Raw genomic sequence first — 14,478 nt, forward strand, 5'->3', positions numbered from 1 at the left:
GGCAGTTTCGACCGAAATGAGGACCACGCCACGAAGGGCCCAAACATTTTCTTCGGCTTAATGATTCCGTAACACGATGTCTGTCAACGGAAAACGACAGTCCTAGCCGAGGGCTGCGAGGATTCCTGCTGCCATCTCCGCGACCTGATCGTCGGTCATGACGAACGTCGGCGAAATCTGCATCGCACCCTGACCCGCCGCGCGACCCGAAATACCGTGCTCACGAAGCGTCTTCACGAACGGCAACGCCTCCGCCGGATCAGCCAACTGCACCGCAGCAACCGCACCGAGCCCACTACGAACCTCCGCCACCCGCGGATGCTCCGCCAACGGCTGCAGATGCGTATGCAACGACGCCTCCAAACGCTTCGACTCCGCGAGCAGATTCTCACGCTCGAGAATGTCGAGGTTCGCCATCGCCGCAGCAGCAGCACCGGCATGCCCGCCGTAGGTGTACCCATGGCGCCACCACGAACCCGCATAGAACGGCTCCGCCACCCGCGGCGCGATGAACACCGCACCCATCGGAACGTAACCCGACGTCAAACCCTTTGCCGTGGTCATCATGTCGGGCTGCAAATCGAAACGGGTGGACGCGAACCACTCACCACCGATCCGGCCGAAACCGGTCACGACCTCGTCGACGACAAACAAAATGTCGTGCTCACGGCAGATGTCACGCACCTCCGCCAGATACCCCTCCGGCGGCAGATACACCCCACCCGCACCGATGATCGGCTCCGCGAAGAACGCAGCGATCTTGTTCGCACCGACCCGCTCGATCAACTCGAGCAGACTCTTCGCATCATCCCAGCCGACCGTCGCCGCATCCGCCATCAGCTCGCCGTACCCCTCACGGTTCACCGGAATACCAGCAAGAGCCGTTCCGGCAACGTGCATTCCGTGATACGCCTTCTGGCGTCCGACGATGATCGTCTTCTCCGGCTGCCCCACCTCGTGCCAGTACCGGCGAGCCAGCTTCGCCGCAGTGTCCACCGAATCCGAACCACCCGAGGTGAAGAAGATCTTGCTCCCGGCAACCGGCGCGATGGCCGCCAGACGCTCGGCCAACACCTGCGTGGTCTCGGGAACGAAATCACCGAAGTTGGAGAAATGAGCGATCTTCGACAACTGAGCCGCTACCGCATCCGCGATCTCGGTGCGCCCGTGCCCGACATTGGTGAACCACAGGCCCGCCGTCGCATCCAGATACCGCGTGCCCTCGCGGTCCCAGATGTACGCGCCCTCACCGCGTGAGACGACAAACGCGCCGTTCTTCTCCACAGCGCCCATGTCCGCGAACCCGTGCCACAATGCCGAAGCCATCGTCGTTCTCTCCCAACTGGATACGTTCGAAATAGATCGGTCAGTTCACGCGGAGTGCGGGCGGAAGAACCCGCTCGACCCACTGGGTTGCCTGCTCGAATGCGTAGGCGAGTTGGAGTACGTCCAAGTCGGCTCCGTGCCGACCGATGATCTGGATACCCATGGGAAGCGAACGATCATCGAAGCCGACCGGCATCCCCGCAACCGGAACCCCGGCCATCGTCCAGGGAACAACCGTCTCCATCCAACGGTGATACGTGTCCATCGACCGGCCGTCGACGGTCTCGGGCCAGTGAGTGTTCTTGTCGAAAGGAAACACCTGGGCACTGGGCGCAAGGATGTAGTCGTAGGTTTCGAACATCTTGGTAATGGCCGACAGCCAGCCGTTGCGGGCCTCCGCGGCCTTGGTCACGTCGAGAGCCGACAGTGTGACCGCGTGCTCGAGTTCCCACAACAGTTCGGGCTTCATCAACTCGCGCAAGCTCGGATCGTTGTACTGATCGATCAAGCCGAGCTGTGCCCACCAACGCCATCGCAAGAACAGTTGCCAGATGTCCTCGGGTTTGAAGTCGGGAAGCGCCGCCTCGACGCGGCACCCCAACTGTTCGAAGACCTCGAACGAGGATTCGCACAACTCGAGAACTCCAGGTTCGGTTGCCAGGTAACCGTTCCAGTCACCGACCCATGCGATCCGAGAGCCCTTCAGATCCCGTGCGAGGCTTTCGGTGAACACAGCGGGATTCTCACGAATCCCCAACGGTGCATAAGCATCCGGCCCCGCCATCGTGGAAAGCAGGTGAGCCACGTCGGTGACGGTTCGGCCCATCGGACCCACAACAGCGCCCTGAGCGATGAATCCCGTCTCCGGTATCCGACCCCAGGATGGTCGAAACCCAACAACGTTGTTGAATGCCGACGGGTTTCGGAGCGAACCCATGTAATCGCTTCCATCAGCCACCGGCAACATGCGGAGCGCCAACGACGCTGCGGCGCCACCGCTGCTACCGCCGGCAGTGCGCGAATTGTCGTACGGCGACACCGTCGTACCCCACACCGGGTTGTACGTCTGGGATCCGAGCCCGAACTCCGGTGTGTTCGTCTTGCCGATCACAATGGCACCGGCAGACCTGATCCGCTTGACGAACAGTTCGTCATCTTCGGCGATTCGGTCCGCGAACATCGGCGACCCGGACGTGAACGGCAGACCCTTGGCTGCCGAAAGATCCTTCACCGCATGCGGAAACCCGTGCATCCAACCGAGATACTCCCCACTCGCCAACTGCGAATCACGCTCGCGCGCCTCCGCCGTCAACGCTTCCCGATCCCGCAATGCGACGATCGCGTTCACCGCCGGGTTATGTAATTCGATCTGATCGAGGAAGCTGTCCATCACCTCGACACACGACACTTCACGCCTGCGTATCAGACCACTGAGCGTGACCGCATCGGCCATGACGAGTTCGCGATTCTCGGGCGCACCGGAAACGCTCTCGTCGACAGGGTCAGCAGCATGAACCATCGTGAATCCTTTCAAGCAGTGAAGTGGGGTACGCCGCGGCGGACTCGCCGACACCGGCAACTGATTCGAGGACGAATTGCCGGTGGCGGCGCGACTGTCGAGGTTTCCAGCGAGGTTCTTGCCTACTACTGACCGAGATCGACGATGGCAGCGACTGGGCCGCCGCCCTCGGGACCCTGGTGCGCTGCCGATACCGAGACGAACACTGCCGGATCGCCGGTGACAGCTGCCGTGACTCCGCCGACACACGACTTGATCTGGCGGTGCCAGTGCACGTCGGAGTCGTCGAGCATCGCATTACGACGGCCACGGACCGTTCCGTCCTGACTGGCCTCGCACTTCAAGAACACGTTGACGAGTTGACCGTCCAGGTCGCTCGAGTGCGGCCGCTCCGGAAGTTCGAGTCCGGCGTCACGGATCGCCGCCCAGATGCCGTCCTGGTCGAGCGGATCCTTCATCACGCTGTGGCCGATCCGGTAGCGTCCGCCGACGCCGCGTGCGTTACCGACGACGACGATCTGCGCGCGGTCCAACTCGACGCCGGACGAGCAGGATGCGACAGAGGAGAAGAGTTCGCGGCTGTGCATGACATCCTCGTCGGTCGGCATGTCGATTTCGCCGAGCGCAACCGCGATCCCCAGAGCCGTTCCGCCGTTGGACAGGTCCATCGACTCATGAGTCTGTTCGGTCCACACAGTCTTGCCGCGGCTCTTGGCGTCACGGATGGTGTGAATTGTCAGCAACGGAGTCTTGGTCTGTACGTAGTGCACGTCGGCGGGATCGGTGATGCCGGCATTGGCCATCGCGTCTTTCACGGCCGCAGCAACTTTGGTGATCATGGCCGTACGGCCGATGTCCTCGGGCAGCAGTTGCTCACTCATGGCGACACCCACGGTCAGTCGCGGCTCGTCGGTCTTGGTGACCTTGTCTGCCGGCACGGTCGCGAAGATCGTCGCGTGCGGGCTGATCACGCCGTCCGTGCCGCCGGACCAGACGATCGGCACCTCCGCCACTTCTTCGGGGCTGCGATTACCCTTGGCGGAGAGAACCTCTCGGAACGCTCGGTCCGCGATGATGCGCGTGTAGTCGTTGACGCCGCCGTTACCCTCGGTTTTGCCGATGACTGCAATGACGCGGTCGGCCTCGAGGACACCGTCGTCGATCAGCTTGGCGAGCTCACTGGCGTCGGAGACGCTGTGTAGCGGAACCTTACGGACCTCGATTGCTTCGGGCATTGGCATCTCCTTGTATAGGGAATCGTGGAGGCAAAATTGGGCCTTGACAGCTCCGGGCGCCCAGTCCAGCCGAGCGGTTCGGAACTGCCGTGTCGACCACGCTATGACGACTCGAACCCATCGGCATCGTCAATACTTGCCCAAACGAAAACCGCGATTGGTTATTTCGACTCCGAATCACCGGTTGTGCGCCGCCCCATCGGTTCTCACTTACGATTCGACCATGGACACCACTGTTGTCGACCATCCGCTGGCGGCATCGCTGCTCACGACCATGCGCGACGCTCGCAGCGACAACGCAACGTTCCGGTCCGCCTTGCGCAGACTGACCCATATGTTGGTCTACGAGGCCATGCGCGGCGCAGAACTGGAACAGTTCGACATCGAGACGCCAGTTGCTCCGACGCTGGGGGTGCGGCTGGCGAATCCACCGCTCCTGGTCCCGGTCTTGCGAGCGGGCCTCGGCATGGTCGAACAGGCGAGTGCCCTCATTCCGCAGGCAGGCGTCGGTTTCGTGGGAATGGCACGAGACGAGAAGACACACCAGCCGGTTCCGTATCTCGAGTCCCTGCCAGCTGATCTGTCGAGCACCCCCGTCTACGTCCTCGATCCGATGTTGGCGACCGGTGGATCCATCGTCCGCACAATCGATCTGCTCATTGCACGCGGAGCCACCGATGTGACTGCAATATGTGTCGTCGTGGCTCCGGAAGGGATCGAAGCACTGAAGAACTCCGGACATCCGGTCCGGCTCCTCACAGCGAGCATCGACGACGGCCTGAACGAAAATGCTTTCCTGATACCTGGACTCGGAGACGCGGGCGATCGCCAATTCGGGCCGCGGTAGTTGGCAGACATACGGAGAACCGCTCATTTCGAGAGGCTATTTTCGTCAACTGTTGACAATGTTCGTCGCGTGATCGAGCGTAGTCTCGCGACATGGATAGATCTGCCAAATATTCGAGCGAAGAGCTTCAACATTTGCCAGAAGGTGGCGACTACAGACTCACAGTTCGGGATGTCCTCGAGCTGCCCAGTCTGCGTGGAGCCGAAGTCCTTGCCGGGCACGGGGGCTTACGCCACCTCGTTCAATCGGTGAACGTGATGGAAGTACCGGACATCCTCGCTTGGGTGAAGCCGAACGAGTTGTTGGTGACAACCGGGTTCCCGCTGCGCTACGGGCGAACCGGCGAGCTTCTCGACGACACAGATCTCAGTGACCTCGTCGACGGTCTTGCACGTCGAGGAGTCGCGGCACTTGCCGTGAAAACGGGCCGTTATCTCGACGAGCTGCCCGAGGCGATGCTGCACATGGCAGAGCAGCGAGGGCTTCCGCTGTTGGTTCTTCCCGTCACCGCGGGATTCGACGAGGTGATCTCGGAGGTCTTCACCAAGTTGGTGGCGAAGCAGTCCGCGGCACTCGACATTGCCGATCGACTTCACCGCTCGTTGACGTCGATCGTCTTGGAAGGTGGCGATCTACCTCAGATTGCCGCAGAATTCGCCGCGCTTTTCGACGTCAGCGTTCTCATCTGCTCGCCGGACGGAAGGGTATTGACCGAGGCCGGGGATTCAGCCGCGCTGAACGCGCTTCCGTTGTTCGAAAGCACCGGTCGGTTCCTGACCGAGCGGGTCGCCGTCGGTTTACAGAACGCGCCCAAGGGATTTCCCGGCCAGTTGGCGCTCACCCGAGTGGTGGCCGGCGGCACCGACCACGGCCGGATGGTGGCGTACGCCGGCACCCACGAACTCGGCGCAGTTGTCGTTCAAGCGCTGGAGCGAGCGGCCACCGTTGCCGCGCTGGCCGTCACCAAACAGCTGGCAGTTGCGGCAGTGGAATCCAAGTTCCGCGGCGACTTCCTCCGTGACGCACTGATAGGCGAAGCCGGCTCGCCTGCGGAAGTGAGCGCGCACTTCACCCAGTTGGGGTGGGATGTCACTCGTCCACTTGCCGTTGTGGTTGCAGAACTCGACGTCGATCACCCGGAATCCCAGCACGCGAATTCCACTCGCACGGACCAAGATCGACTCAGCGACGGCTGGCAACAAGTGGTCCGAACACACGAGCGGACGGCGCCGTCCGTCGGGTTTCGACACGAGGTGGTCACGCTTTTCCCGACCAGCACCGACCGTGCGGTTCGGGACATCGAAGGGTTGGTGCGCAAGGTTGCCGGCGATCGCACCAGCGGCCGCCGATCCTTCAGCACGGGAGTGAGCCGGGTGATCTACTCCCTGGCCGATCTACCCGCGGCCTACGACCAAGCCTGTACAGCCGTGGTCGTCGGCCGACGTATCAACGGGCCGGGGCAGATCGCACACTTCGACGAACTCGGTGTACACCGACTCCTCTCGCTCCAGACGGACAAGAGCGAACTGCGTTCGTTCACCGATGACGTTCTGAAGTCCTTGTCGGCGGACAACGCCGAAGCCGCTGACCTGCGTCTGACACTCCAGACCCTGCTCGACTGCAATTGCAATGTCGCCGAGGCCTCCCGGGCGCTGCACATGCACTACAACACTTTGCGTTACAGAATCGGAAAGCTGGAGAGCGTCGTCGGATCGTTCACCGACGACCCCGTCCTTCGATTGAACGTCTCACTCGCCCTGCAGGTCATGAAGATGCACGAAATGTCATGACTTCGCACGATATGAGCTGACAGAACGTCCCGATAACGGTTCGATACAACCGCAATCGCGCCGCCCGGTGAGCGTTCGTCACTTCTTACCCACCACTGACACCCGTCGTCGGCAAGGTTACCCATGTGCCGTTCACCGGTGCCCGCTTACGGTTCGAAAGACGGGCCGCACATACCTCCTTCAGTGGCCCTGGCCGGTTTCTCGGTCCAGCGGACCGGAGTCGACCGAACTACGGAGGCCTCAACCACCAACTGGCTCAGCCAATTACACCAGAACACGGCGGTGCGACATGAACTCGACTTCGAAGCCTCACAACACAAGTGCTCGTAGTGGTCCGTTACACGACGTGATAGTCGTCGACCTCACGCGCGCACTCGCGGGTCCTCACGCGGCAATGATGCTCGGCGATCTGGGTGCCGACGTGATCAAGGTCGAATCACCTCACGGCGGCGACGACACCCGTGGGTGGGGGCCGCCTTTTGTGGAGCCCACGTTGGAACCACCGAACACGCAACGGGAATCGACGTATTTTCTGTCCACGAACCGGAACAAGAAGTCGATCACGCTCGATCTGAAATCCGACAGTGGGCGAGCGACCCTCGAAGATCTCGTCTGCCGCGCCGATGTTCTCATGGAGAACTTTCGCACCGGAGTTCTCGATCGACTCGGATTCTCGACCGAGCGGCTGGCCGAACTCAATCCTCGACTGATCGTTCTGTCCATCAGCGGTTTCGGCCACGACGGCCCGGAAGGCGGTCGCGCCGGCTACGACCAGATCGCCCAGGGGGAAGCCGGACTCATGTCGCTGACCGGCTCGAGTCCGGACGACGTTCAACGAGTCGGAGTTCCGATCGCCGACCTTCTCGCCGGAATGTACGGGGCGTTCGGTGTCGTCGCGGCTTTGAAGGAACGCGAACAGACGGGGAAAGGCCGCGTTGTCCGAACGTCGCTCTTGGCCAGCGTGGTCGGTGTTCACGCGTTTCAAGGAACGAAGTGGACCGTCGCCGGTGAGGTAGGCACAGCGCAGGGCAACCACCATCCCTCCATCGCACCGTACGGACTCTTTCGTACCGGCGATGGCGCAGTACAGATCTCGGTCGGCAGCGAAAGCCTGTGGAGAAGATTCTGCGAAGGATTCGACCTCGACCCTGACGCCCCGGGTATGGCAACAAACGCCGAACGCGTCGAAAATCATTTCCAGGTCGTCGAATTGATCGAACGTACCTTCAAGCCGTACTCGCGTGACGAGCTTCTGACCGAACTCGACCGCATCGGAGTACCGGCAGGACGGGTTCGGACGATCTCCGAAGTGTACGAATGGGAGCAGACCCGATCACAGGGATTGCTCGTCGACGTCGACCACAGCACGCTCGGAAACATCACACTGCCCGGTCCACCGCTACGATTTTTCGATCCGGACGGAACCGAAGTGACGGAGACCCGCCACACTGCACCTCCGGTTCTCGGTGAAGACACTGACGAAATCATGTCGTGGCTACAAGGATTCACCCGATGAACCGCCTGACGGCTCGCGACTTGCTCGACCTGGTGATCGATGCCGGCACCTGGGAATCGTGGGATACCCCTCCGATTCCCGTCGCGACCGACTCCGACTACGCCGAAGCACTTCTGCGGGCCCAGGAGAAGACCGGGCTCGACGAGTCCGTCCTGACCGGAAGCGCCTCCGTCCGAGGCCGCCGTGTGGCAATCATCGTCTGCGAGTTCGGTTTTCTCGGTGGTTCGATCGGCGTGGCGGCGGGAGAACGCCTCGTCGTCGCCATCCGTCGAGCCACCCAAGAGCAGCTGCCCCTTCTTGCGCTTCCCACGTCCGGGGGAACGCGTATGCAGGAGGGGACGACGGCGTTTTTGCAGATGGTCAAGATCACCGCGGCGCTCATCAAGCACAAAGAAGCGCACCTGCCCTACATCGTCTATCTCCGAAACCCCACCACCGGAGGCGTATTCGCGTCCTGGGGATCACTCGGTCACGTGACGATCGCGGAACCGGGGGCCCTCGTCGGATTCCTCGGCCCTCGAGTGTTCGAGGCCTTGTACAACTCACCTTTCCCCGCCGGTGTCCAGACAGCGGAGAACCTTCACGAGCACGGACTCATCGATGCAGTGAGGCCGCCAGACCAGCTCGCCGAAATCGTCGAACGCGCATTGCGCATCATCACCGGGGCGCATCGTGGGTACTTATTGCCCAGTGACCCGTGCTCGTACGATTGCCCACCCGATACGTCGGCGTGGGAATCCGTCGTCGCATCCCGACGCGAAGACCGACCGGGGATACGGGAAGTGTTGCTCAATTCCGCCTCGGACATGCTCCCGCTCAACGGAACCGGCCAAGGCGAGAACGATCCCGGCATCATGCTCGCGCTGGTTCGCTTCGGCGACATGCCCTGCGTCCTTCTCGGACAGGACCGGCGCGGACAGACTGCTCACTCCCCACTCGGCCCCGGCGCTCTGCGGGAGGCTCGGCGAGGTATGCGGCTGGCCGCAGAACTCGACCTGCCGCTGGTGACGATCATCGACACAGCGGGCGCGGCACTGTCGAAGGAGGCCGAAGAAGGCGGACTTGCGGGCGAGATCGCTCGGTGCATAGCCGACATGATTTCACTCGAGGTCCCCACCATTTCCCTCCTGCTCGGGCAGGGCACGGGCGGCGGCGCCCTGGCACTGATTCCGGCCGATCGAGTGCTGGCGGCCCGCCACGGTTGGCTCTCGCCCTTACCTCCCGAAGGTGCGAGCGCGATCATGTTCCACGACGTCACGCACGCGCCGGACATGGCAGCCAGTCAAGGGATCAGGTCCTTCGATCTGCTCGCGGGCGGCATCGTCGATCGGGTCATCCCCGAATTTCCCGATGCCGCGGACGAATCCGCCGCCTTCTGCACTCGCGTCGGAGCGGTACTGCACTACGAGCTGAGCCTGCTCAGTGCTACCGATGCGACTGAACGGCTCAACACCCGCACCGAACGCATCGACCGTATCGGCCTGGTCGAAGCCAGTACCTCCGTCTGATCGATCAGTACCCAGAACACCGGAAAGGCCGGACATCCTCCGCGGCGGATGTCCGGCCTTCGTCGATCGAGCACACTCAGCCAAGCGTCACGTGAGTTGCTTGGCGGGTTCCTCCCGATCGCCGCCGGGAGTCTTCGAATCCGGCTTGTTCGGTTCCGGATTCTTCGCATTCAGTTCCGGGTTCTTCGAACCGATGAACTGGCACAGGTGGTACATCCCGATCACGACGATGGTGCCGAGCGCGATGCCGCTGAGCGAGAACGTGTCACTGAACTTCAGAGCCGTGTCGCCGATACCGATGATGAGGCCGGCCGCGATCGGCATGAGGTTGAGCGGATTCCCGAAGTCGACGCCGTTCTCCTTCCAGATCTTGGCGCCGAGCAGACCGATCATGCCGTAGAGCACCACGGTGATTCCGCCGAGAACACCGCCGGGCGTCGCCGAGATGACGGCACCGAACTTGGGGGAGAAGCCGAGCATCATGGCGACGATGCCGGCAACCGCGTAGGCGGCGGTGGAGTACACACGGGTCGCTGCCATGACACCGATGTTCTCGGCGTACGTCGTGGTGGGCGAACCGCCGACGCTGCTGGCGATAGCGGTGGCGAAACCGTCACCGGCGAGCGCACGTCCCATGTACGGGTCGAGGTCGTCCCCGGTCATCTCGGCCACGGCCTTGACGTGGCCCGCGTTCTCCGCGATCAACGCGATGACACCCGGAAGGACCAGGATGATGAACGTGAGGCTGAACGACGGAGCGTGGATGCCGACGATTCCGTTGGCCTCGTCCGAGAACGGAGGAAGCCCGAACCACGACGCCGACTGCACCGAATCCCAGTTGACGCGGAAGTGCTCGGTGATCTGACCGGTGCCTGCGTCGTAGGAGGTGATCGTCCCCGAGACCCGGTCGAGGATCCAGGAGAGGACGTAGCCGAAGATCAGGGCCAGGAAGATGGCGATGCGCGCCATGAAGCCGCGTAGCGCGATGCTCATGACGATCAGGGCCACCATGACGATCAGAGCCACCCACTGGTCCTGCGGCCAGTACAGCCCCGCGACGACGGGTGCCAGGTTGAATCCGATCAACATCACCACCGCGCCGGTCACCACTGGCGGAAGAACCTTGAACACGACCCGGCCGCCGAGGAAGTGGATCGCGATACCGATGGCCGCCAGGACCAGTCCGGACACCAGGATCGCGCCGGTCACCTCTGCGGACGTTCCGCCCTGGGCGCGAATGGCGGCGATACCACCGACAAAAGCCGCCGACGTACCGAGGTAGCTGGGGATGCGTCCCTTGACCACCAGCAGGAAGAAGAGCGTACAAAAGCCCGACATCATCACGGCAAGTTGAGGATTGAGCCCCATGATGATCGGGAAGACGAACGTCGCGCCGAACATCGACACCACGTGCTGGCTGCCCAGCCCGATGGTTCTTCCCCAGCTGAGCCGCTCGCCGGGAGCGACCACTTCACCCGGTCTGATGTTCTTTCCATCTCCGTGCAACGTCCAAATCGGCATGATGGGACCTTTCGTGCAGAGGAAGGTGTCCGAACGCTGAGTGTGCTCCAGCTCACAAAACACCGTGACTGGAGTGAAACGCTATTACAGCGCAGGGGTATCGACGTGATGACAATCTGCCAGAACCCACGGACTCGGATTGGCAATATTAGTGATTGATGCCGCGCATCGCGGTTATCTTCAGTGCTAGAGACAGATCCAGCCGTAGCTCGGGTTGCGCCGTGAAGGGTCCCAGCATTTTCTCCAGCTTAACGACCCTGTAACGCAGTGTGTTGTAATGGAAGTGGAGCTTGCGCGCTGTCTCGGCGATGTTGATGTTGGTCGCGAGCAAGACTTCCAATGTCTTGCGCATGTCCTGCGCTTCGGCAGTTTCCTCCGTCAGTTCCCGCAGTGTCTCCCGCGCGAACGTCTCCAGCTCGTTTTCGTCCTCGACCAGACTGAGCAGTCTGTACACACCGAGATCGTCGAACTGAGTCACCGTCCACGGACCGGAGATCCGTCGCCCGACGGTCAGTGCGGTGCGCGCCTGACTGTAGAGCGCCGGAACGGCGTCGATCGCCGCTGTCGGCCGGGACACCCCGACACTGAACGGCCTTCTCCCGCCGCCACCTTCACCGCGAACGACCGTGACGAGGTCCCGCACCAATGCCATCGTGTCAGTGCCGACGCCCATCACGATCACCGTCTCGCCCGTCAGCGCGGTCACCGCCGCACCGGGATCACGGTGGGCGATCGCCCCGGAGAACGCCATCGCCTGGCGATCGACGACGGGCAGCCGAGCGGGCGCCGCCGAGGCCGGTTCGTCGATCGGGTCCGGCTCGATCGAGACGATCACCAGCGGGCGGTCGAAGTCCCAACCGAATGTCTTGGCATGGGAGACAACGTGATCGTGGTCCCCGGCCCGACCGAGGAGCAGGTCGTGAACGAAGTTGGCGCGATGGCGTTCCTCCACCGACGCCACGGCTTGTTCGCGGGTGATGACCAACGCACACACCGACGCGGCCCGCTCGACCAGGTACTGGTCGTAACTCGTCATCACGCGCTCACCGGTGAACAACGCGAGACGCCCGTGGTCGATGTGATTGGCGGAAATCGCGGACACCGCGATGAATTGACCGTCGAACTCGTGCAGACCCAATCCGCCCTCGACGGTGTCGGTCCGCAGACGACCGGTGGAATCGACGGCGGGACAGGCAGACAGATGCTTGCGCTCCGCGGCGTCCCCGGCGCGGCAGATCTCGCGTCCGTCCGAGGTGGTGATCAGGGCGGCGCCCTTCATCTCCCGTGCGATGACTTCGGTCAATTGCGGGAGGCCGCCGCCGCCCATCACGACGTCGACCAGCAGCCGTCGCAAGCGCTCGGCCCCGAACATGGCGTCGATCTGGGCCGACTCCGTCTGCTCACGGTCTCTCGCCGCAGGGTGATCACACGCACCGTGAAAAACCAGGAGCGGGAAGCCGGCGCTTTCGGCCGCGTCGACCAGCTCCGGCGCGAGAGTGTCCCCGTCTGCGCCGAATTGGACGGCAAGTGCCGCAACACCTCGCGTCGACAACCGTCCGACAAATGCTTTGAAGGTTTCGGTGACCCTGGCGAGGGTTTCCGGCGTGGTGATCAGCAACTGTCCGTGCCGCAGCCACGGTCCGATGTCCGGAACCGCCATGAATCCCACCCGGGCTACCGTCGGGTCTTCGCAGCCGCCGGCGACCTTTCGAACACCAGGAAGGAGCTGGGTTCGAAGAAGTTCGGAGAGAACAGCATTCACCTCGGATGCCGGTACGGCCGGGTTTGCCACTTGGCAGGCACCTCGATTTCATTCGGATCACGGAAGATGGTTCACGAAAGAAACGATCCTATCCCCACCGAACACAAGATGTCCGAATTCAGCGCAGTCGACTCAGGCCGTTCGATGCAGGGCGGTCGGATTCTCCTGAGGTGGCGGGTGGATCGGCCCCTGCAGATCCCGCAGTTCCAAACCGGAGGCATTGCGAAGGGTCTTGGTCATCTCGGCGAGGATCGACACTGCAGTCTCCTCCGGTGTCCTCGCGCCGAGATCCAACCCGATCGGTGAGTGCAGACGCCCCAACTCGGCGTCGGTGACGCCTCGCTCCTTCAACAGCGCCACCCGACGCTCATGCGTCGCACGACTTCCCATCGCGCCGACGTACGCAGCCGGCGAACGCAGCGCGATCTCGAGCAGGGGGATGTCGAACTTCTCGTCGTGCGTGAGCACGGCCAGGACGGTTTTGTTGTCGATCGGTGCGGTTTCGAGGAACTTGTGTGGCCACATGACGACCAGATCGTGGGCGTCGGGGAAACGCGCCCGTGTCGCGAAGACCGGCCGTGCGTCCACGACGGTCACTCGGTAACCCGCAAAGGCGCCCAATGTACACATCGATGCCGCGAAGTCGATGGCCCCGAACACGTACATCCGCGGTAGTGGCGCGAAGATCTCGACCAGCAGGTCGTGCTGCGAATCGATGAGAGTTCCCGCCGGCGCGACAAAAGCGACGGACTCACCGGTGTCCATCGTGCGCAGCAGGATGGACACCTCGTCCTCCGTGGCATCCAGATCTCCGCTGCGTCGGCCGTGCTCGACGACGAGGTGCCGTGCCGGTGCTCCCGGACGCACTTCGGTGACCACGACGACGGGCGTATCGGCCTCGATCCGTTCACAAACCTGACCGAACTCGACGAAATCGGCTCCGACGGCCTGGACGAACACTTCGATGGTTCCGCCGCAGGTCAGCCCTACTCCGATGGCGTCGTCGTCGGAGACGCTGAAGACCTCGACGCGACTGGTGCCGTCGGCGAGAACCTCCTGGGCGATCTCGTACAGTGCACTCTCGATGCACCCGCCCGAGACGCTGCCGACCACCTCGCCGGAGCGTGAGACGGCCATCGAAGCACCGGGCATGCGCGGTGAGGATCGCCAGGTACGGACAACCGTCGCCAGTGCAAAATCCTCGCCGCGGGCGTGCCACTGCGCCAGCTGAGTGGAAATGTCGCGCATCGCCTCGCCTCCCGCTTGCATCGCCGTCCGTAGAGAGTTCACGGTATCGGCCCACCGCAATCCTGCCTGTCACACAATGCGCCTAAATCCGGGCCCTGCAGTTGTGCAATGTCGCCGTCGCATCACCTTGCGCTCTCGACCAGTGTTGTCACCGAGCCCAGCCGAAAGCAGGCCTGACCTTCATTCTTCCCCTCTCCGACGATCAC

General features: G+C 62.7%; 11 protein-coding genes. 5 read left to right on the forward strand and 6 right to left on the reverse strand.

Going from position 1 to position 14,478, the window contains the following annotated elements:
• Positions 1-102: 102 nt before the first annotated feature.
• Positions 103-1,326 (reverse strand): aspartate aminotransferase family protein, encoded by a 1,224-nt coding sequence (locus ACBG85_RS28330; protein ID WP_261256158.1) that lies wholly within the window; start codon positions 1,324-1,326, stop codon positions 103-105.
• A gap of 40 nt (positions 1,327-1,366) precedes the next feature.
• On the reverse strand, positions 1,367-2,845 hold the full coding sequence (locus tag ACBG85_RS28335; RefSeq protein WP_047270153.1) for an amidase: 1,479 nt from the start codon (positions 2,843-2,845) through the stop codon (positions 1,367-1,369).
• On the opposite strand from ACBG85_RS28335, the gene ACBG85_RS28340 reads away from it, so the two are divergent.
• Complete coding sequence (locus ACBG85_RS28340; protein WP_155277953.1) at positions 2,837-2,977, forward strand: hypothetical protein; 141 nt, start codon at positions 2,837-2,839, stop codon at positions 2,975-2,977. The genes ACBG85_RS28335 and ACBG85_RS28340 overlap by 9 nt on opposite strands.
• Here ACBG85_RS28340 and ACBG85_RS28345 read toward each other — a convergent pair.
• On the reverse strand, positions 2,971-4,080 hold the full coding sequence (locus ACBG85_RS28345; protein ID WP_007735206.1) for a ring-opening amidohydrolase: 1,110 nt from the start codon (positions 4,078-4,080) through the stop codon (positions 2,971-2,973). The genes ACBG85_RS28340 and ACBG85_RS28345 overlap by 7 nt on opposite strands.
• A gap of 223 nt (positions 4,081-4,303) precedes the next feature.
• Here ACBG85_RS28345 and upp point away from each other — a divergent pair, with 223 nt between their 5' ends.
• The 4 genes from upp to ACBG85_RS28365 all read left to right on the forward strand — a co-directional run bounded on the left by upp (position 4,304) and on the right by ACBG85_RS28365 (position 9,741).
• Positions 4,304-4,927, forward strand: coding sequence for a uracil phosphoribosyltransferase (gene upp / locus ACBG85_RS28350; RefSeq protein ID WP_007735207.1), 624 nt, complete (start codon positions 4,304-4,306; stop codon positions 4,925-4,927).
• 92 nt (positions 4,928-5,019) lie between these two features.
• Positions 5,020-6,717: a PucR family transcriptional regulator gene (locus tag ACBG85_RS28355; protein ID WP_003946020.1), complete on the forward strand. Its 1,698-nt coding sequence runs from the start codon at positions 5,020-5,022 to the stop codon at positions 6,715-6,717.
• A gap of 289 nt (positions 6,718-7,006) precedes the next feature.
• On the forward strand, positions 7,007-8,233 hold the full coding sequence (locus tag ACBG85_RS28360; protein WP_007735210.1) for a CaiB/BaiF CoA-transferase family protein: 1,227 nt from the start codon (positions 7,007-7,009) through the stop codon (positions 8,231-8,233).
• Positions 8,230-9,741, forward strand: coding sequence for a carboxyl transferase domain-containing protein (locus ACBG85_RS28365; protein WP_204855182.1), 1,512 nt, complete (start codon positions 8,230-8,232; stop codon positions 9,739-9,741). Before ACBG85_RS28360 ends, ACBG85_RS28365 begins: the two co-directional genes overlap by 4 nt.
• 87 nt (positions 9,742-9,828) lie before the next feature.
• Here the strand turns inward: ACBG85_RS28365 and ACBG85_RS28370 are convergent, their stop codons facing one another.
• The 3 genes from ACBG85_RS28370 to ACBG85_RS28380 form a co-directional block, all read right to left on the reverse strand.
• Positions 9,829-11,262 (reverse strand): uracil-xanthine permease family protein, encoded by a 1,434-nt coding sequence (locus tag ACBG85_RS28370; RefSeq protein WP_064075502.1) that lies wholly within the window; start codon positions 11,260-11,262, stop codon positions 9,829-9,831.
• Between the two features lie 148 nt (positions 11,263-11,410).
• Positions 11,411-13,054: a PucR family transcriptional regulator gene (locus ACBG85_RS28375; protein WP_007735212.1), complete on the reverse strand. Its 1,644-nt coding sequence runs from the start codon at positions 13,052-13,054 to the stop codon at positions 11,411-11,413.
• 102 nt (positions 13,055-13,156) lie between these two features.
• Positions 13,157-14,272, reverse strand: a complete 1,116-nt coding sequence (locus ACBG85_RS28380) for an XdhC family protein (RefSeq protein WP_007735213.1) — start codon at positions 14,270-14,272, stop codon at positions 13,157-13,159.
• Positions 14,273-14,478: the final 206 nt, after the last annotated feature.

Source organism: Rhodococcus sp. NyZ502 (assembly GCF_041464245.1).
Lineage (GTDB): Bacteria > Actinomycetota > Actinomycetes > Mycobacteriales > Mycobacteriaceae > Rhodococcus_F > Rhodococcus_F qingshengii.